Origin of the sequence: Peribacillus simplex, assembly GCF_001578185.1 — a bacterium.
Lineage (GTDB): Bacteria > Bacillota > Bacilli > Bacillales > DSM-1321 > Peribacillus > Peribacillus simplex_A.
This window is the reverse complement of the sequence record NZ_CP011008.1, coordinates 3,452,387-3,472,662: the sequence shown is the minus strand read 5'-3', so window position 1 is coordinate 3,472,662 and position 20,276 is coordinate 3,452,387. Positions and strand designations below refer to the sequence as shown.

Genomic DNA, 20,276 nt, shown 5'->3' with positions numbered 1-20,276 from the left:
TGTTGGCGGCTATTTTTTAACTTAAAACCAATTTTTCGGTCAAGTCTTCCATATAGACCTCTTTTATGAGGCTTTGTTTTTGCTTACAACCGAAAATGACAGAAAGTGAGTGGTCCTGTTTGGATCTTCTATCTATAAAAGACCCTTCTTTTTTGAAGAATATGAATAATGAAGAACTAGTTGAGTTAAGTATGGAAATACGAAAATTTCTTGTGGAAAAATTATCTGTGACCGGTGGGCATATTGGTCCCAATTTAGGTGTAGTCGAGTTGACTATAGCCTTGCATAAAGAATTCGACAGTCCGAACGATAAAATTTTATGGGATGTCGGTCACCAATCCTATGTCCATAAAATCCTGACTGGCAGAGCAGGAGAGTTCAATACCTTAAAGAAATATAAAGGTCTTTGCGGCTTTCCTAAAATGATTGAAAGCCCTCATGATGTTTGGGAAACCGGTCACAGTTCGACTTCTCTTTCAGCTGCAATGGGAATGGCGGCTGCCCGTGATATCAAAGGTGAAAAAAGTTTTATTTTACCTGTCATCGGGGACGGGGCCCTAACAGGCGGAATGGCGCTTGAGGCTTTGAATCATATCGGTGATGAAAAAAAGGACATGATCGTTATCCTGAATGATAATGAAATGTCGATAGCCCCTAACGTAGGTGCTTTACACACGATATTGGGAAGATTGCGGACAGCAGGTAAATATAACTGGGCAAAAGATGAATTGGAATTGCTTTTGAAAAAAATTCCTGCAGTCGGTGGTAAACTTGCGGCTACCGCTGAACGCTTGAAGGATAGCATGAAGTACTTATTGGTCTCAGGAATCTTTTTTGAAGAACTTGGGTTCACATACCTTGGACCAGTTGATGGTCATAATTATGAAGAATTGCTGGAGAATTTAAGATATGCCAAGAAAACGAAGGGACCCGTACTGCTACATGTCATCACGAAAAAAGGCAAGGGTTATTCACCTGCCGAGTTGGATACAACAGGAAATTGGCATGGGACAGGCCCATACAAGATCGAGACAGGCGATTTCGTGAAATCCACTAGTAAAGCTCCTGCTTGGAGTGCCCTCGTAAGCGATACTGTCAGCAGGCTCGCTCGTGAAGATGAACGGATTGTCGCGATTACACCTGCAATGCCTGTAGGTTCGAAATTGGTGGGGTTTTCCCGAGAGTTCCCAGAACGTTTCTATGATGTAGGGATTGCCGAGCAGCATGCAGCAACTTTTGCAGCTGGATTGGCAACGCAAAAAATGAAACCATTCCTGGCTATTTATTCAACCTTCCTGCAAAGGGCTTATGATCAGGTGGTCCATGATATCTGCCGACAGAATCTAAACGTATTCATAGGGATCGATCGTGCCGGATTGGTTGGTTCCGATGGTGAAACACATCAAGGGGTTTTCGATATTGCTTTCTTACGCCACATTCCAAATATGGTGTTGATGATGCCGAAAGATGAAAACGAAGGCCAACATATGGTCAATACGGCCTTAAGCTATAATGATGGTCCGATCGCTATGCGTTTCCCTCGTGGGAATGGTTCGGGAGTTGAAATGGATACTGACTTACAGCAGATTCCAATCGGTACGTGGGAAGTTCTTAAAGAAGGAACGGATGCTGCCATCTTAACGTTCGGTACAACCATCCCCATGGCTCTTAAAGCTGCAGAACTGCTTGAGAAAGAGGATTATTCAGTTAAGGTGATCAATGCCCGTTTCATTAAGCCTTTGGATGAGAACATGCTAAGCAGTCTTCTTGGTGAAAAAATGCCTATCTTGACTATAGAAGAAGCGGTTCTACAAGGTGGTTTTGGTAGTTCTGTACTTGAATATGCTCATGATCAAGGTTTTTATGGGGCAATTATAGATCGAATGGGAATACCTGATTATTTCATTGAACATGGCAGTGTCGATGAACTTCTTGAAGAAATCGGTTTAACGACAGAGACAGCCATCAAAAAGATTAAAATGATAACACCAAAAAAAGAAAAAAGGGCCTGACAATATGAAAGTGATGAAAGAAAGAGTAGATATATTACTTGTAGAACAAGGCTTGGCCGATACACGTGAAAAAGCGAAGCGTATGGTTATGGCTGGTCTTGTCTACGCGAATGAAGAGAGGTACGAAAAACCGGGTGAAAAAGTGCCGGTCGATCTTGAGTTTACGATCAAAGGAAAAGTTATGCCTTACGTTTCAAGAGGCGGACTTAAACTTGAAAAGGCCTTAAAGGAATTCGATTTACAAATGAACGGAAAAATCCTGCTTGATATCGGATCATCAACTGGAGGGTTCACCGATTGTGCCCTGCAAAATGGTGCCACAATGTCTTATGCACTTGATGTAGGCTATAATCAACTTGCATGGAAGCTTAGGCAGGATGAACGGGTAAAAGTAATGGAACGGACGAATTTCCGTTATGTTACACCCGCCGATCTCGATGGGGAGATGCCAAACTTTGCAAGCATTGATGTTTCTTTCATCTCGCTAACGTTAATTCTACCGGTGTTAAAGACGCTCCTTGTTCCGGATAGCGACGTCGTTGCTTTAGTTAAACCGCAATTCGAAGCTGGGAAGGATCAAGTGGGTAAAAAGGGGATTGTTCGTGATCCCAAAATCCATAAACAAGTGTTGGATAAGATCATTTCTTTTGCAAAAAAGGAAGGCTACGATATTAAGGATGCTTCCTTCTCACCGATTACCGGCGGTGATGGAAATATTGAATTTTTACTTCATTTATACTGGCAAGGGTCAAAAGACGATGGAGCGATATTGCTTTCGAAAACGGTTGATGACATCGTTAGGGAAGCCCATGCCCAATTTAAAAAAGAATAGCTAGAACTTTTTGTATGGCTCCTTTGGCTGGATGGTTGGCTAAAAGGAGCTTTTTAATTTTAAATGGTCCTGTAATGCACTTGAATCATTTAAGGGGAATACATAAAATAGGTATGAACAAAAAATAGAGTTGTTATGCTTTTTAGAGAAAAAGTTGTACAATTGCATAAAAATCCGATAACATTAATATTAGCCACTTTAGAAAGCGGTCTATTTGCACGTACGGATGATACTTGAAACAATCCCATTTTGGGCAGCTTGCTTAAGTATGATATAAAAGTGATACTCCATTAAATGAGCAACAGTTGAGAAGAGGTGCTTCTACTTATGAATAAAGGACAACGACATATAAAAATAAGGGACATTATAACGAATAATGATATAGAAACCCAGGATGAGCTAGTTGAAGAACTGAAATTAGCTGGATACAATGTAACTCAGGCCACTGTTTCAAGGGATATTAAAGAGCTTCACCTTGTTAAGGTCCCTTTAACTGATGGAAGGTATAAATATAGCCTGCCAGCCGATCAACGTTTCAATCCACTTCAAAAATTAAAGAGAATCCTGGTTGATGCTTTTGTACGCATTGACTCAGCCAATAATTTACTGGTAATGAAGATGCTCCCGGGTAATGCCCAGGCAATCTGTGCATTGATTGATAATTTAAATTGGCAAGAAATACTCGGGACGATCGGCGGCGATGACACTTGTTTAATTATCTGCCGTTCTGAGGAAGATGCAAAGATCATTTCCGGCAAATTCTTGGACATGCTCTAATAATTTTGTGAGGTGACCTAGTTTGTTAACAGAACTATCGATTAGGAATTTTGCGATCATAGACAGCCTGTCCGTTTCATTTGAGAAAGGCTTGACTGTCTTGACCGGAGAAACAGGGGCAGGGAAATCAATTATTATAGATGCCGTTCACCTTTTGGTTGGAGGACGTGGTTCTGCCGAGTTCATACGGCATGGTGAGTCGAAGGCCGAAATAGAAGGATTATTTCAAATTGAAGATGAGAAACACCCGGTCTTTGCCAAGGCAGAAGAGTTTGGCCTGGATATGAATGACGGTATGGCCATTCTTCGTAGGGATATTTCACAGAGCGGCAAAAGCGTTTGCAGGGTAAATGGAAAACTTGTAACGATTGCCATTTTACGCGAGATAGGACGGACATTGATAGATATTCATGGTCAGCATGAACATCAGGAATTAATGGATGAACGGCTCCACCTTCCTCTGCTGGATCAATTCGGCGGAGAAAAAATCGCATCGGCACTCACGGAATACCAAAAGCTATATAAACGTTATGAAACCGCTTCTAAACAATTAAATAGTTTGAGTCAAAATGAACAGCAAATGGTCCATCGCCTTGACTTGATCCAATTTCAATTCGATGAAATCCAAAAAGCTGATTTGAAACTTCGCGAAGATGAAGAATTGATGGAAGAGCGGAAGAAAATTAATAATTTCGAAAAAATTCATGAAGCGCTGCAAACGAGTTATAATGCTTTAAATGGTGAGCAGCATGCAATTGATTGGCTTTCCGTAGCCATGAATAACCTGGAAGAGGCGGCAGGGCTTGATGAAGGTTTAAAAAACAGCTCCGAGACCGTATCAAATAGTTACTTCCTTCTTGAAGAGGCCGTATCGAACATCCGAGATCAATTGGACTCTTTGGATTTTGATACAGAACGTGTTGAATTCATTGAAAGTCGCCTAAATGAAATAAATCAATTAAAACGTAAATACGGGCGGTCCATCGAGGAAATCCTGGAATATGGTGCAGGCATAGAAGAAGAAGTCGAAAAACTGCAAAATAGGGAAACACACATAGCAAAGCTTGAAAAGGAAATGAAATCAATAAAGGCTGATTTAATTGTTGAAGCAAAGAATTTGTCTGATCTTCGTCAGACATTCGCTCAGCAGTTAACCAAAAAGATCCATCAGGAATTAAAAGATTTATACATGGAAAAGACAATTTTCGAACCCCATTTCCTTCAAACGGCTTATACTTTCGATGAGTTATCAGATAGGGGCATTAATCAATCGGGGCTGGATTCGATGGAATTTTATATTTCCACCAATCCGGGGGAACCGTTAAAACCCCTTTCTAAAATTGCATCGGGTGGAGAGCTGTCGAGGATCATGCTGGCTTTGAAAAGCATTTTTTCCAAGCACCAAGGCATAACGTCGATTATATTTGATGAAGTGGACACGGGTGTGAGCGGACGGGTTGCACAATCGATTGCTGAAAAGATCTATAAAGTGGCAACGGGGTCTCAAGTGCTGTGCATATCCCATTTACCACAGGTGGCAGCTATGGCGGATACCCACCTTTTCATAGCGAAAAATGTAAGGGCTGGACGTACGAATACCTCTGTAAAGCCTCTAATTGAAACTGAAAAAATAAAAGAAATCGGCAGGATGATTTCAGGAGTCGAGATTACGGATTTGACGAAGCAGCATGCCAATGAATTAATTCAGCTGGCCAAAAGGCTGAAGATTACATCTTGATGGGCCAGTAAGAAGATTATTTAAACTTTTATCATAAGCATTCATTGTAAAGCTATCCAAAAACGGATAGCTTTTATTTTGTGTATCTGTTATAAATGACTGTCCTGAGGGCTAAATTAAAGGTGTAGCCATAAAGTTTCAGAGAGCGAGGAGAGTGAATGGATTGAAATTTGTATGGATAAACAGAATCATCGGTGGAATTCTCCTTGTTTCGCTATTAACATTAGGGTTATACCAGCCATCTCGTGAATATTTTTTAATTCCAAATCATCTTGTACTATTTGAAGGAAGTCAATATAGTATTTCCAAATCATTGCCTGTTTCTGCAAAAGCTTCGGGATCCAGTGATGGGATTTCGCTTCATGATGAGCAAACTTCAATTACGCTTGGTGCTGAGAAACCAGGGACGAATGAAGTGTTACTCGATGTGGCAGGCCTGCCTGCCAAAAAGGTCGACATTAGAGTGATAAAAGACTTTAAAGTCATGCCTGGAGGCCAATCCATTGGTGTGAAGCTTAATACTCTTGGGGTGCTCGTAGTAGGTCATCATCTTATTGATACTGCGCAGGGAAAAAAATCACCAGGAGAAAAAGCGAAAATTGAAATAGGTGATATTATTACAGAAATCAATGGTCAGACGATAAAGAAGATGGGGGATGTAACCCCTTTTGTTCAACAGGCAGGTGAAAAGGGTCAGGCGTTGAATTTGGTCATTAACCGAGAGAATAAAGTGCTTCATAGTACCCTTTTACCTTTGAAAGATAAGAATGAAGGAACTTACAAATTAGGTTTGTATATCCGTGATTCAGCAGCCGGCATCGGAACGATGACGTTTTATCACCCGGACTCGAAAAAATATGGGGCATTGGGACATGTCATTTCCGATATGGATACAAAAAAGCCGATTGTTGTAAAGGACGGACAGATCGTTCAATCGACTGTCACGTCCATCGAAAAAGGAAGCAATGGTGATCCGGGAGAAAAATTGGCACGCTTTTCTTCCAATAAAGAAAAAATAGGAAATATCAATCGCAACAGTCCCTTTGGGATCTTTGGGAAATTAAATCAAGATTTTAAAAATGGGATAAATGACAAGGCGCTCCCCATCACCCTTTCCCATGAGGTAAAGGAAGGACCAGCTAAAATCCTGACGGTGGTGGATGGTTCCAAAGTAGAGGAATTCGATGTGGAAATCGTCAGTTCCATACCACAGAAGTTTCCTGCGATTAAAGGAATGGTCTTAAAAGTGACAGATAAAGAATTGCTTCAAAAAACGGGTGGGATCGTTCAGGGAATGAGCGGCAGTCCCATCATACAAAATGGGAAATTAATCGGTGCAGTCACCCATGTATTTGTTAATGATCCTACAAGTGGGTATGGAGTCCATATCGAATGGATGTTAAACGAAGCCGGTATAAATATATATGACAAAGATAATTATGAAAAGGCAAGCTAATGAAACCGGGTATCCTTTTGGATGCCCTTTTTTTATAAAACGCAGGTCATGGGTAGGAATTAAATATGATTTCTTCAAAAAATAGATGTTTTTTTAAAACGATGTGATAAAATGAAAACGAAATGAAGATTTTTCGACAATCGGTTCATTCGAATAGCAAACGAAGTCGAAAACAAGAGATATCCGGAGAATAATATTGAATTCCTTATATTTTTTCAAAAATAAAAGGAATTTAGTTTCCATTGTCGAAAAGTTCAATTACAATAGAATTTAGTCATATAGAAAAAAAGACCAATTGTAGTTGAGGAGGAAATCAAGCGTGAAAAAAATTAAGGTGTGCGTTGTAGATGATAATAGAGAACTTGTTGGCCTTCTGGAAGAATACATTTCTGCACAGGAAGACATGGAAGTAATTGGGGTGGCACATAACGGTCAAGATTGCCTGGGGATGCTTGAAAGCGTTGATCCGGATATATTGATCCTCGATATTATCATGCCTCATTTAGATGGGTTAGGTGTACTTGAAAAACTTCGTGAATTAAAACGGGGTGCTATGCCTAATGTAATTATGCTTACTGCCTTTGGTCAAGAAGATGTCACGAAAAAAGCAGTTGATTTGGGCGCGTCTTACTTTATCCTAAAACCTTTCGATATGGAAAATCTAGCCAATCATATTCGTCAGGTAAGCGGTAAAGGGCAGGCGGTTTTAAAAAATCATAGTCAGTTTAGCTATCGTCCCCAAAATGAACCCAAGCCTAAAAACCTCGATGCCAGCATCACAAGCATCATTCACGAAATTGGAGTGCCTGCACATATCAAGGGCTATTTGTATTTAAGGGAAGCCATATCCATGGTATATAATGATATTGAACTATTGGGATCAATCACCAAAGTTTTATATCCGGATATTGCAAAAAAGTACAATACTACAGCAAGCCGTGTGGAACGTGCTATCCGACATGCGATTGAAGTGGCTTGGAGCCGTGGCAATATAGAATCCATTTCATCCCTTTTCGGTTATACCGTCAGCATGACTAAGGCAAAACCTACAAATTCCGAATTCATTGCTATGGTGGCCGATAAGCTCCGTCTCGAGCATAAAGCATCTTGACAGGGGTAGGGGGAAACGGTTGTTAAGATTCAGGGTAACCATTGACCATATAAAGGCTAGAGCCGCTAAATATAAATAAGAACTCTCCGTCTGGTGGTAAGGGGACAGGAAGAAGTTGCTTTGTGATTTTTTATAATCGGCAACTTCAATTTTTTACGCTGCCGATTAAAAAAAATTAAACGCCTTTTATTTATTGGATTTTGCAGGAAGAATCCAATAAATAAAAGGCGTTTTTGTTTGGTGGAAAAAGCGGGATTCATTATCTGAATCATTAATTTTTTTTAGTTTCCTGAAAGCCAAGAATATCTTCACGGATGAAAAGATGGAAAATTAATCGGCGTCGTTATTGAGGAGGATGGAAAAGTTAGAGCGGCAGTTATCGGGAGTCGTACGGAGGGAAAACGATAATTAATGGCAAGGGGTTTGACCGTAATCTTTTAAAAAAAGAATTGAATGATACTTTGCTTTTATATAAATCAAAAATAAAGGAACTCGAATAAATAAAGGAATATGAACAAACAAAATGTTGATTGGAGAGGTTGATGGCGTAAATCCTTCAATTGGATGAGAAATGGAAGCCAATCATAGATATGCTTAAATCAAAAGGGGAAGGTGAAAAAACGATTGGTCAAATGGCCTTTCCGGATACCTGCTTACAAATCAAAAGTTTGGAAAAGAAATTGAGTTTTTTGACGAAAGGAACCTTCTATGCCGAAAATAATAACATGCATTTTGAAAGTTTCCGATAAATGATTGATCTAGATGAAAATAATTTGCTGTGTCTGTTCATAAAATTGGGATATAACGATTTTTGGGAGAGGGGGCATTTCATCATGACCTTAATCTTTGCACATCGAGGCTCGGCAGGAACACATCCGGAAAATACGATGTCTGCGTTCAAAGAAGCTGCACGTGTAGGGGCGGACGGAATCGAAACGGATGTCCAGCTCTCGAAAGATGGAGAAGTGGTCATCATTCACGATGAAAAGCTCGATCGGACCACGAATGCCTCAGGGTATGTAAAAGACAGGACTTTGATGGAGTTGAAAACACTTAATGCGTCCCCAAACTTTAAGGGGAAATTGGGTAAAGAAAACATTCCGACGCTTGAAGAACTATTTATCTGGCTTAACGACAATCAGCTTTATTGCAATATTGAACTGAAAAACACGCTTTTTCCGTATCCAGGTTTAGAAGAGAAAGTCATACAGCTCACCCGTGCCTACGAAATGGATGAAAGGATTATCCTTTCATCATTCAATCATTACAGTTTGGTTAAATGCCATCAATTGGCACCGGAACTGGAAACGGCACCGCTTTATAGGGATGGTCTGTACATGCCGTGGATATATGCCAAGGCAATAGGCGGGAGCGCAATCCATCCAAATTTCCGGGCTGCCCCTGATTTTGTTATTCAAGCATCGTTGAGCATGGGTATTGCTGTACGGCCATATACCATCAATGAGGAAGCCGAGATGAAAAGATTATTCAAATTGGGGTGCAGTGCCATCATAACCGATTTTCCTGAGGCAGCCGTACGGGCCAGAGAAGGACTTAAATCGAGATAAAGAAAGAAGGTGCCATAATTACATGGCACCTTCAGTTTGTAGACAAAAGGGGTTCGGAATTAAAAAATTCCGAACCCCTTTTTGAGATTCCCTTTGAATTTTTGCCTGAAGTTAGGAGATTGGGGCTCTACGAGCCCACTATGTTAGGCCATTTTTGGACCTCCCCATGTCCAATTGGCCATCTTCTTTAAATTAATGGCAGCGAAAGTAAGCATCGCCTGCATCGACAATTTTTTAAGTCCCCTTAAAGTTGTCCAACGCATACCATGCTTTTCTTTTGCATCTGCGAATACACGCTCAATCGTTTCTTTACGTTTCGCATATATAGTTTCTACATCTTGATGATGACGCAGATGATCTGCTTCTTCCACATGTGTTTGCCAAATATGCCGTGTCACCACTTTTTGATGGTCTTTGCTTTCTGTACACTGAGATAAAAATGAGCATGTCGCACAAGTGTGTTTGGGTGATTTATACTCGCGATAGCCCTCTTTATTGGTTGTTGAGTACTTTAATAGCTCTCCCGAAGGACAAAGGTAACAATCAAAATGTTCATCGTATACATAGCCCTGTTTGCGGAAAAATCCTTCTTTGGTGCGAGGACGTGTATAAGGTAAAGCCGGTATGATTTCTTTGTTAAAAAGGTAGCTTGTAATCGCTGGTGTTTTATAAGCTGCATCTGCGGCAACGGCTTCCGGTTTTCCAATTTTCTCAATCACTTGTTCAACTAGTGGCTCTAAGATCTGACTGTCATGTATATTTCCAGGTGTTACAATCGTTCCCAATATAAAACCGTTGCGGTCTGCGGCCGCGTGGAATGAATAGGCAAACTGTTTTTTTTCGTTCATCTTTCACATAGTAGCCACTCTCAGAATCCGTTGTACTTTCTTTAATCTCTTTGGTCTCTTCTTTATCAAATTTATCTGATGGAAAAGGCTTCTTTCCATGGTTTTCACGATCTTGATTGATTTCTTCTTGAAGACGCCCTTGATACGCTCGTGTTTCTTTACGAACGATTTTCTTTTCAAATTTCCGTTTATTCGCACTGGCTTTCACATGTGTGGAATCCACGAAAACGTGTTCAGCACTTATTAACTTTTTATTAGCAGCTGTCATTAAAATGCGATAGAAAATCTGTTCAAACAGGTCTGTATCTTTAAAGCGTCGCTCATAATTTTTCCCAAACGTGGAGTAGGAGGTACTTTATCATGGAAACCATAGCCTAAGAACCAACGGTAAGCCATATTAGTTTCAACTTCTTCAATCGTTTTACGCATGGAACGAATACCGAAGGTATATTGAATGAATGTCAGTTTAACTAAAATAACTGAATCAATACTTGGGCGTCCTACCTCTGAATACATATCTTTCACCAAGTCATAAATGAAAGTGAAGTCAATGGCAGCCTCTAGTTTACGAACCAAATGGTTCGGTGGCACCAGTTGATCTAACGTTCATTTCAAGTTGATCTCGCTGAATAGAATCATGTTTCGAAAGCATCCTTATCACCTCAAGTTTTAATACTTCTATTTTAAAACAAAAGCGACTCAGGGCAAAAGTGTTTATCTAAAAGATAAGACAAAGTTGATTGGAACGGAAGGTACGAGACTCCTGCGGGAAAAGCGCGTCTAGGGGAGACCCCGCAGGCGAAAGCCGAGGAGGCTCCCCGACCGCCCGCGGAAAGCGAGTGCCTGGAGTGGAAATCAACGGCCAAATTGTACAACTCATAAAAAATAGACAAACTCGATTTTCCTAGAGTTTGTCTACAGTCTGAAGGTGCCATAATTACATGGCACCTTCTTTTTTTGGTTCTTTTTAGTGTTTAAAATTTATTGAACCTGCTTTGGACCTTATTTTGTTTCCGATCTCGATGAAGGACGAAGCCTGCGATAAAGGCTATCCCGGCAATCGCTAAAAGCAGTCCGATTAAAAATTGCAGCCAAAGGACTGGATAGGGAGGCTGTAAAATACCAAACACCATGTCCCTCATTATTTTTATGCCATAGGCAGCGAAGGCCCCGGGTATAAAAAGAATCAAAAAAGCGATTAAACGTTTCATGCTGTCAAATCCCTTCCGAAAATTCCATCTTTTAAAAATGATAATAGATATAAAATATTTGTCAAGTTTCGGGAATCTAGAAAATGACTGGAAGTTGGTGGCTTTTTTTTAAGGATACCAATATGGTAAGATGAGGTGTGGAGTATGAAAAAAATTGCAGGGATAGATATAATAAATGGGTAATTATTTAAGGGGGATGGCTCATGCAAAAAGTCATGATAGTGGGGGGAGGAGTGGGAGGGACAACCGTGTTGAAACTCCTTTCGGAAAGTGAAGTATTCTCAATTGTTTGTATGGCTGATACAAATGAATCGGCTGAAGGAATGCTTGCTGCAAAAGAGCGAAGGATTCCTACAGTGACTAATTGGAGCAAGGGATTGGATTGGGATTTGGACATCATTTTTGATACGACTGGAGACCCGTCCGTCTATAAAAAGATAAAAAGGGATATGGATGATCAAACGATACTCATTCCTGGAAGTGTCGCCCTCATTATGACTAAGCTGTTTGAAGAGAAAAATCGTTTAATAAATAAATTGGAGAATACCTCGGCAAAAATGGATTTGATCCTGAATACGACCAGTGAAGGGATGGTGGTGATTGATCATGAGGGATTCATCATCATGTTCAATGATAGTGCGGAACGAGCATCTGACACAAAGCGCCGAGGACGTGATTGGCAGACATATCAAGGATTTCTTCCCTTCAACTGGATTACTTCGAGTGATGGAAATGAACAAAAAAGAAGTAAATCAGGAGATCACCCTTACTAATGGGATGGAGCTCATAACGACAAGGATTCCTCTGGTAAATGCCGATAAGGAAATCATAGGGGCTTTTTCCGTGTTTAGGAATAAAACGGAAGCTGTGCAATTGGCGGAGCAGATCACTGATTTAAAAGAGATACAGACGATGCTCCAGGCAATCATTCAATCCAGTGATGAAGCCATATCGGTCGTGGATGATCAAGGGAGGGGACTATTGATCAATCCGGCATATACAAGAATCACTGGCTTAACAAAGAACCAAGTGATTGGTAAGCCGGCTTCCATCGATATTTACGAAGGTGATAGTATGCATATGAAAGTGCTCCAGACAAAAAAGCCTGTTCGGGGTGTCAATATGCGTGTAGGCCCAAAACATAAGGAAGTGATTGTGAATGTAGCTCCAATCATTGTGGACGGGTGCTTGAAAGGCAGTGTTGGCGTCATTCATGATGTATCTGAAATTCAAGCATTGACTCACGAATTGAATCGGGCGAGACAAATTATCCGGACATTGCAGGCTAAATATTCCTTTGATGATATAATAGGAGCTTCCGAAGAGATGAAGCTTCCGATTGAACAGGCGAAATTATCGGCAAGGACACCCGCTACTGTCTTATTGAGAGGGGAATCAGGGACAGGAAAAGAGTTGTTTGCCCACGCCATCCATAATGCGAGCGATAGGAAATTCAATAAATTCGTACGTGTAAATTGCGCGGCCATCTCAGAATCATTACTTGAAAGTGAACTGTTTGGTTATGATGAGGGAGCCTTTACAGGGGCAAGCAGAGGCGGAAAGGTCGGTTTTTTCGAAGAGGCAAATCAAGGGAGTATCTTTTTGGACGAAATTGGTGAATTACCAGCCAACATCCAAGCAAAATTACTACGGGTTTTACAAGAACGGGAAATCATCAGAGTGGGGGGAACAAAGCCGATTCCCATCAATGTCCGTGTCATAGCAGCTACGAATATCAACCTTGAACAGGCAATATCAAGCGGATCATTCAGGGAAGATTTATATTTCAGGCTGAACCGCATGCCCATTTTCATTGCTCCTTTACGAAAGCGAAAAGAAGATTTGAAAGAATTGGCGGAGCATTTAATTCATAAAATCAATCAGGAGTATGGACGGAGCATAGAGGGAATCACTGCAGATGCTATACATAAGATGCAAATCTATAACTGGCCAGGGAATGTGAGGGAACTGGAGAATATTTTAGGACGGGCGATCATTTTCATGAAATTGAACGAGACGATCATTGATATACAGCATATTCCCGATTTTATCGAAGAGGTTCCATTAAAACAGGAGAAATTAATGAGGCCTTCTTCTGGCTACGTATCGGGTAAACCGCTCTCGGAGATAATAGACCAGTATGAAGCCGAAATCATTCAGCAAGCGATCTATACACACAATGGAAATAAAACACTTACAGCAAAAGCGCTGGGGATATCAGTTAGAAATCTGTATTACAAAATGGAAAAATTCGAACTATGAAATTCTTTGCACGTTAAAACTTGCGCACTATGAAAAAAACTGCACGGAATTTTCTGATTTATTTTAATTTGAGTGAGAGTCCACTTCTAACATGAAATTTTTTTAAATTTGTTATAGGCTATAGTTGTCCAACTTATTAACCAGCATCTCCTTTTTTTGGTTAAAAAGGCTCTCACTTTTCAGTTTATTGGCATGTTATTTGCATATTTAAAAGTGAATGGATTTTTCAAGGGAACCATTCCAAATGGGAGAAATATCATGTGTTTAGCGGAATTTATTTAAAATGAACGTAGTAACCAGTAAGAATGAGGAGTAATTTAGCATCCTCATATCTGACACAAACGATTAAAACATCTAGGGAGGATTCCTTTATGGAAATTTTTAAATATCTTGAGAAGTATGATTACGAACAACTGCTATTCTGTCAGGATAAACAATCGGGTTTGAAAGCGATTATTGCCATTCATGATACGACATTGGGACCTGCACTTGGTGGCACAAGGATGTGGACGTATGCTTCTGAAGAAGATGCCATAGAAGACGCTTTAAGGCTTTCGAAAGGAATGACATATAAGAATGCAGCAGCCGGCTTGAATTTAGGCGGGGGTAAAACCGTCATCATCGGCGATCCGCGCAAGGATAAAAATGAAGAAATGTTCCGTGCGTTCGGAAGGTATATCCAAGGGCTGAATGGGCGTTATATAACAGCTGAAGATGTAGGGACTACAGTTGAAGACATGGATCTCATCCACGAGGAAACGGATTTTGTCACTGGGATTTCCCCTGCATTCGGTTCTTCAGGTAACCCTTCCCCTGTAACTGCTTATGGGGTATACCGCGGTATGAAAGCTGCTGCAAAAGAAGCATTCGGCAATGATTCTTTAGAAGGCAAGGTAATTGCAGTCCAAGGCGTCGGGAATGTAGCTTATAACTTATGCCGTCACCTTCATGAGGAGGGCGCTAAACTGATCGTGACTGATATCAATAAAGAAAGCGTGGCCCGTGCAGTTGAATCCTTTGGGGCGACAGCAGTGGATCCAGATGAAATTTATGGGGTTGAATGTGATATCTATGCTCCTTGTGCATTAGGGGCTGTCATAAATGATCAAACAATCAATAAAATCAAGGCGAAAGTCATTGCAGGTGCAGCCAATAATCAATTGAAGGATCCTGTTCATGGCGATCAAATTCATGAAAAAGGTATTATATATGCTCCTGATTATGTAATTAACGCAGGTGGAGTCATAAACGTGGCTGATGAGCTTTTAGGGTATAATCGGGAAAGAGCGCTTAAGAAAGTGGAAACGGTTTATGATACCATTGAACGAGTCATGGAGATTGCAAAACGTGATCAAATTCCAACTTACAAAGCAGCGGACAGGATGGCAGAGGAGCGCATTGCTCGTATGAGGAATTCAAGAAGTCAATTTTTACAAAATGAAAAGCATATCTTGAATGGAAGAAAATGAATGTAGTTATGCAAGTTATAGATTCCTGTGTTTTTTTAAAATAAACACAGGAATTTTCAACATGGATAACGTAATAAACATAGTGCAAGTAAAAAGGTGACAATCTGTAATTGTGAGGAGGAGTGGTTTTGGCTGAAGAATTTGACCTCGTTATCCTCGGAGGAGGAACAGGTGGGTATGTGGCAGCAATAAGGGCTGCACAATTAGGATTGAAAACGGCTGTCGTGGAAAAAGGCAAGCTCGGCGGAACGTGTCTACATAAGGGCTGTATCCCTTCAAAAGCACTTTTAAGAAGTGCAGAAGTTTATCAGACTGCAGTGAAGAGCGAGGAATTCGGTATTATTACCGGGGATGTAAAGTTGGATTTCCTTAAGGTGCAGGAAAGAAAGAATAAAGTGGTTGATCAACTCTATAAAGGTGTTCAGCACTTGATGAAACAAGGGAAGATAACCGTTTATGAAGGATTAGGACGTATACTTGGTCCATCTATATTTTCACCGATGCCTGGGACAATTTCCGTGGAAATGAATAATGGCAGTGAAAATGAAATGCTTATTCCTCAGAATATTATCATAGCTACCGGTTCGCGTCCGAGGACACTGCCAGGTTTACCAATTGATGGGGAATTGGTCTTAACATCGGATGAAGCCCTAAAGCTTGAGAGCCTGCCAAAATCATTGATTATTGTAGGCGGGGGAGTTATCGGAATTGAATGGGCCTCGATGCTGAATGATTTTGGTGTTGAAGTAACAGTACTTGAATATGCGGATAGAATCATCCCGACTGAAGACCATGATATTTCTAGTGAGATGCTTCGTCTCCTAACTAAAAAAGGCGTCAAATTCGTTACAGGTGCCAAGGTATTGCCTGAAACCCTGAAAACGGGTGTTTCAGTAACTATTTCTGCTGAAGTAAATGGATCGGTAGAGGAATTCACAGCTGAAAAAATGCTGGTTTCCGTGGGCAGATCAGCAAATGTTGAAGGGATCGGCCTTGAAAATACGGAAATTGTGAAAGAAAAAGGCTTTATTGAAACCAATGAATTCTTCCAAACGAAGGAAACACATATCTATGCGATCGGTGATTGTATCGGCGGTCTTCAATTGGCTCATGTTGCCTCCCATGAAGGTATTACAGCCGTTGAGCATATGGCAGGCCAAAAACCAGAACGGTTGGATTATTCGCTAATTTCAAAATGTGTGTATTCTAGCCCTGAAGCTGCCAGCGTAGGTTTGACGGAAGAGCAGGCAAACAAGGAAGGCTATGAACTTAAAATTGGGAAATTCCCATTCCGTGCAGTTGGTAAGGCCCTTGTATTCGGGGAAGCGGATGGTTTTGTAAAAATCATTGCAGATAAGAAAACGGATGATATACTTGGCGTTCATATGATCGGACCACATGTTACGGATATGATTTCAGAAGCTGGACTTGCAAAAGTACTTGATGCGACACCTTGGGAGGTAGCCAAGACAATTCATCCACATCCAAGTCTTTCTGAAGCAATCGGCGAGGCGGCGCTTGCTATCGATGGACTTGCCATTCATTCATAAGAATAAGGTCAGGAGGTTTTATGATGGTAGAAAAACGTCATGAACAATTAGGCTTAACTGAGGAAATGGTTTTAGATATGTACAGGACAATGCTTTTGTCCCGCAGGATTGATGAGCGTATGTGGCTTTTAAACCGGTCCGGGAAAATTCCCTTCGTAATTTCCTGCCAGGGGCAAGAAGCTGCACAGGTTGGAGCAGCTTTTGCGCTGGATAGGCAAAAGGATTATGTACTGCCTTATTATCGGGATGTTGGTGTGGTTCTTACCTTCGGAATGACCGCAAAAGACTTGATGCTTTCAGGTTTTGCGAAAGAGGAAGATCCCAATTCCGGGGGACGTCAAATGCCTGGACATTTTGGTCAAAAGGAAAATAGAATCGTCACCGGTTCGTCACCTGTAACGACACAGGTCCCGCATGCAGTTGGAATTGCCCTTGCTGGGAAGATGGAAGGTAAGGATTTAGTAACATTCGTAACGTTTGGGGAAGGTTCATCAAATCAGGGCGATTTTCATGAAGGGGCCAACTTTGCAGGTGTGCATAAGCTACCGGTCATTTTCATGTGTGAAAATAATAAATATGCGATTTCCGTTCCTATTGAGAAACAGCTATCGTGTGAAAATGTTTCCGATAGGGCGATTGGCTATGGGATGCCTGGAATAACGGTGGATGGCAATGACCCATTGGAAGTGTATGCTGCAGTGAAAGAAGCGGCTGACCGTGCACGAAGGGGAGAGGGGCCTTCCCTTGTAGAAACCGTTTCATATAGGCTCACTCCACATTCAAGTGATGATGATGACAGAAGCTACAGGACTGCGGATGAAGTGGCCGAAGCTAAAACAAAGGATTCCATAAAGACATTTGGAGCGTATTTAAAAGAAGTGGGAATCATGGATGAGGATCTTGAGAAACAAATGAATGATGAAGTCATGAAGATAGTCAACGAAGCTACTGATTATGCTGAAAATGCTCCATATCCGAAGGCTGAAAGTGCAATGAATCATGTGTATGCACAAAAGTAAGGGGGTAATAGAATGCCAGTGATTTCTTATATAGATGCTGTAACAATGGCAATGAGGGAAGAGATGGAACGTGATTCCCGTGTATTCGTATTGGGAGAGGATGTTGGAAAAAAAGGTGGGGTCTTTAAAGCGACTCATGGTTTATATGACCAATTCGGTGAAGCCAGGGTCATCGATACACCGCTCGCTGAATCTGCAATTGCAGGAGTGGGAATTGGAGCCGCCATGTATGGGCTTCGGCCGATAGCTGAGATGCAATTTGCTGATTTCATCATGCCTGCCATTAACCAAATTGTTTCAGAGGCAGCCAAGATTAGATACCGTTCCAATAATGACTGGAGCTGTCCTATGGTGATTCGTGCCCCATATGGAGGAGGAATTCATGGAGCTCTTTATCATTCACAATCGGTTGAAGCAATCTTTGCCAATCAGCCGGGTTTGAAAATTGTGATGCCTTCCACTCCGTATGATGTAAAGGGTTTGCTTAAAGCTGCAATTCGCGATGAAGATCCAGTGCTTTTCTTTGAACATAAACGCGCATATCGCTTGATCAAGGGTGAGGTACCCACTGAAGATTATGTACTTCCAATCGGTAAGGCGGATGTGAAAAGGGAAGGGGAAGACATTACTGTCATCTCCTATGGCCTTTGTGTGCATTTTGCCCTTCAGGCAGCAGAAAAATTAGCTGCAGATGGAATCTCTGCACATGTTCTTGACTTGCGCACCGTCTACCCTTTAGATAAAGATGCTATTATAGAAGCGGCATCTAAAACGGGGAAAGTTTTACTGGTTACGGAGGACAATAAAGAAGGAAGCATTATGAGTGAGGTCGCAGCCATCATTGCCGAGCATTGCCTTTTTGATTTGGATGCTCCTGTAAAACGGTTGGCCGGACCTGATGTACCTGCCATGCCATATGCACCTACGATGGAAAAACATTTTATGGTGAATCCAGATAAGGTGGAAAAAGCCATGAGGGAATTGGCTGAGTATTAAGGACTGTTAAGAAGGAGGAACGATTTATGGCTATGGAATTAATGAAGATGCCTCAACTAGGCGAAAGTGTCACAGAGGGAACCATCAGTAAATGGCTTGTAAAGCCTGGGGATCATGTCACGAAATACGACCCGTTAGCTGAAGTGATGACGGATAAAGTAAATGCTGAGGTTCCTTCTTCCTTTACCGGCATCATCAAGGAATTGAAAGCGGATGAGAATCAAACGTTAGCAGTCGGGGAAGTCATTTGCTCGATTGAAGTTGAAACGGCAAAGACGGATAACGATAATGTAGGGCAAGCTGTTTCTCATAGCGTAGAAAAAGTTGATGCACCTGTTACAAGAAATGTACAGCAAGCGGCCGAACCATCAAGGAAAGCTCGCTATTCGCCAGCAGTGTTAAAAATTTCCCAGGAGCATGGAATCGATCTTTCAAAAGTGAAAGGAACGGGGAATGAGGGACGGATCACCCGTAAAGATTTACTGAAACTTGTTGAATCAGGGAATCTTCCTAAGGCGGATGAGCCTTCGGCAATATCCGATTCGGCTCCTGAAGTGCTCGCTCCTCAAGTTAATCGTCAAACCAGCCCAGTAACAAATGTTACGACTGCGGCTGGTGACAAGGAAATACCCGTTACCGGCATCCGTAAGGCAATTGCGTCCAATATGTTGAAAAGTAAGCACGAAATTCCGCATGCTTGGACGATGGTGGAAGTTGACGCAAGCAATATGGTGAAGTTGCGTGATAATCTAAAATCCGACTTTAAACAAAAAGAAGGCTATAATTTAACGTACTTTGCCTTTTTCGTAAAAGCGGTTGCTCAAGCCCTTACGGAATTTCCAGAGCTCAATTCGATGTGGGCAGGCGAAAAAATCATACAAAAGAAAGAAATCAATATATCAATAGCCGTTGCAACTGAAGATGCCTTATTTGTACCGGTCATAAAAAATGCAGATGAAAAATCAATCAAAGGTATTGCAAGGGAGATACAGGAACTCGCATCCAAAGTGAAGGCGGGTAAGTTAAAAGCAGAGGATATGCAAGGTGGCACGTTCACTGTCAATAACACTGGTTCATTCGGTTCTGTCCAATCCATGGGAATCATCAATTATCCACAGGCAGCCATTTTACAAGTTGAAACAATTGTGAAACGGCCAGTGGTCATAAATGACATGATTGCAGTACGGGATATGGTTAATCTCTGTTTATCACTTGATCATCGTGTTTTGGACGGCCTGGTATGTGGACGATTCCTCGCAAGAGTTAAAGAAATCATCGAAAAGATTTCCAAAGAAAACACTTCCATATACTAAAATGAAGAAAAAGGAAGGACAGTAGGTTCCTTCCTTTCAGTTTGTAGACAAAAGGGGTTCGGAATTAAAAAATTCCGAACCCCTTTTTGAGATTCCCTTTGAATTTTTGCCTGA

Annotated in this window: 13 protein-coding genes and 2 pseudogenes; 13 read left to right on the top strand and 2 right to left on the bottom strand. The window is 41.3% G+C overall.

Annotation, left to right across the window (positions count from 1 at the left end; genetic code table 11):
• The first annotated feature begins 119 nt into the window (after positions 1 to 119).
• The 7 genes from dxs to UP17_RS16050 all read left to right on the top strand — a co-directional run bounded on the left by dxs (position 120) and on the right by UP17_RS16050 (position 9,494).
• Positions 120 to 2,012, top strand: coding sequence for a 1-deoxy-D-xylulose-5-phosphate synthase (gene dxs, locus UP17_RS16085; RefSeq protein ID WP_061466140.1), 1,893 nt, complete (start codon positions 120 to 122; stop codon positions 2,010 to 2,012).
• A 4-nt stretch (positions 2,013 to 2,016) separates the two neighbouring features.
• Complete coding sequence (locus UP17_RS16080) at positions 2,017 to 2,844, top strand: TlyA family RNA methyltransferase (RefSeq protein WP_061463992.1); 828 nt, start codon at positions 2,017 to 2,019, stop codon at positions 2,842 to 2,844.
• A gap of 327 nt (positions 2,845 to 3,171) precedes the next feature.
• On the top strand, positions 3,172 to 3,621 hold the full coding sequence (gene ahrC / locus UP17_RS16075; protein WP_034308279.1) for a transcriptional regulator AhrC/ArgR: 450 nt from the start codon (positions 3,172 to 3,174) through the stop codon (positions 3,619 to 3,621).
• A 22-nt stretch (positions 3,622 to 3,643) separates the two neighbouring features.
• Positions 3,644 to 5,359 carry a DNA repair protein RecN gene (gene recN / locus UP17_RS16070; protein ID WP_061463991.1) on the top strand — a complete coding sequence of 572 codons (1,716 nt, stop codon included), beginning with the start codon at positions 3,644 to 3,646 and terminating at the stop codon, positions 5,357 to 5,359.
• A 163-nt stretch (positions 5,360 to 5,522) separates the two neighbouring features.
• Positions 5,523 to 6,815 (top strand): SpoIVB peptidase, encoded by a 1,293-nt coding sequence (gene spoIVB, locus UP17_RS16065; RefSeq protein WP_061463990.1) that lies wholly within the window; start codon positions 5,523 to 5,525, stop codon positions 6,813 to 6,815.
• A 319-nt stretch (positions 6,816 to 7,134) separates the two neighbouring features.
• Positions 7,135 to 7,926, top strand: coding sequence for a sporulation transcription factor Spo0A (spo0A, locus tag UP17_RS16060; RefSeq protein WP_061463989.1), 792 nt, complete (start codon positions 7,135 to 7,137; stop codon positions 7,924 to 7,926).
• A gap of 833 nt (positions 7,927 to 8,759) precedes the next feature.
• A complete protein-coding gene (locus UP17_RS16050) occupies positions 8,760 to 9,494 on the top strand; it encodes a glycerophosphodiester phosphodiesterase (RefSeq protein WP_061463987.1) in 735 nt (244 codons plus the stop codon).
• Between the two features lie 143 nt (positions 9,495 to 9,637).
• On the opposite strand, the pseudogene UP17_RS16045 reads toward UP17_RS16050, so the two are convergent.
• A pseudogene (locus UP17_RS16045) lies at positions 9,638 to 10,994 on the bottom strand (IS1182 family transposase).
• 322 nt (positions 10,995 to 11,316) lie between these two features.
• A complete protein-coding gene (locus tag UP17_RS16040; protein WP_061463986.1) occupies positions 11,317 to 11,553 on the bottom strand; it encodes a DUF2627 domain-containing protein in 237 nt (78 codons plus the stop codon).
• A 203-nt stretch (positions 11,554 to 11,756) separates the two neighbouring features.
• On the opposite strand from UP17_RS16040, the pseudogene UP17_RS16035 reads away from it, so the two are divergent.
• From UP17_RS16035 to UP17_RS16010, 6 genes and pseudogenes are all read left to right on the top strand, one after another.
• A pseudogene (locus UP17_RS16035) lies at positions 11,757 to 13,815 on the top strand (sigma 54-interacting transcriptional regulator).
• A gap of 371 nt (positions 13,816 to 14,186) precedes the next feature.
• On the top strand, positions 14,187 to 15,284 hold the full coding sequence (bcd, locus tag UP17_RS16030) for a branched-chain amino acid dehydrogenase (protein ID WP_061463985.1): 1,098 nt from the start codon (positions 14,187 to 14,189) through the stop codon (positions 15,282 to 15,284).
• Positions 15,285 to 15,412: 128 nt separating this feature from the next.
• On the top strand, positions 15,413 to 16,834 hold the full coding sequence (lpdA, locus tag UP17_RS16025; protein ID WP_061463984.1) for a dihydrolipoyl dehydrogenase: 1,422 nt from the start codon (positions 15,413 to 15,415) through the stop codon (positions 16,832 to 16,834).
• Positions 16,835 to 16,857: 23 nt separating this feature from the next.
• Entirely contained in the window at positions 16,858 to 17,853 is a 996-nt protein-coding gene (locus tag UP17_RS16020) for a thiamine pyrophosphate-dependent dehydrogenase E1 component subunit alpha (protein WP_061463983.1), read from the top strand.
• A 12-nt stretch (positions 17,854 to 17,865) separates the two neighbouring features.
• Positions 17,866 to 18,849, top strand: coding sequence for an alpha-ketoacid dehydrogenase subunit beta (locus UP17_RS16015; RefSeq protein ID WP_061463982.1), 984 nt, complete (start codon positions 17,866 to 17,868; stop codon positions 18,847 to 18,849).
• 26 nt (positions 18,850 to 18,875) lie between these two features.
• A complete protein-coding gene (locus UP17_RS16010) occupies positions 18,876 to 20,162 on the top strand; it encodes a dihydrolipoamide acetyltransferase family protein (protein ID WP_061463981.1) in 1,287 nt (428 codons plus the stop codon).
• Positions 20,163 to 20,276: the final 114 nt, after the last annotated feature.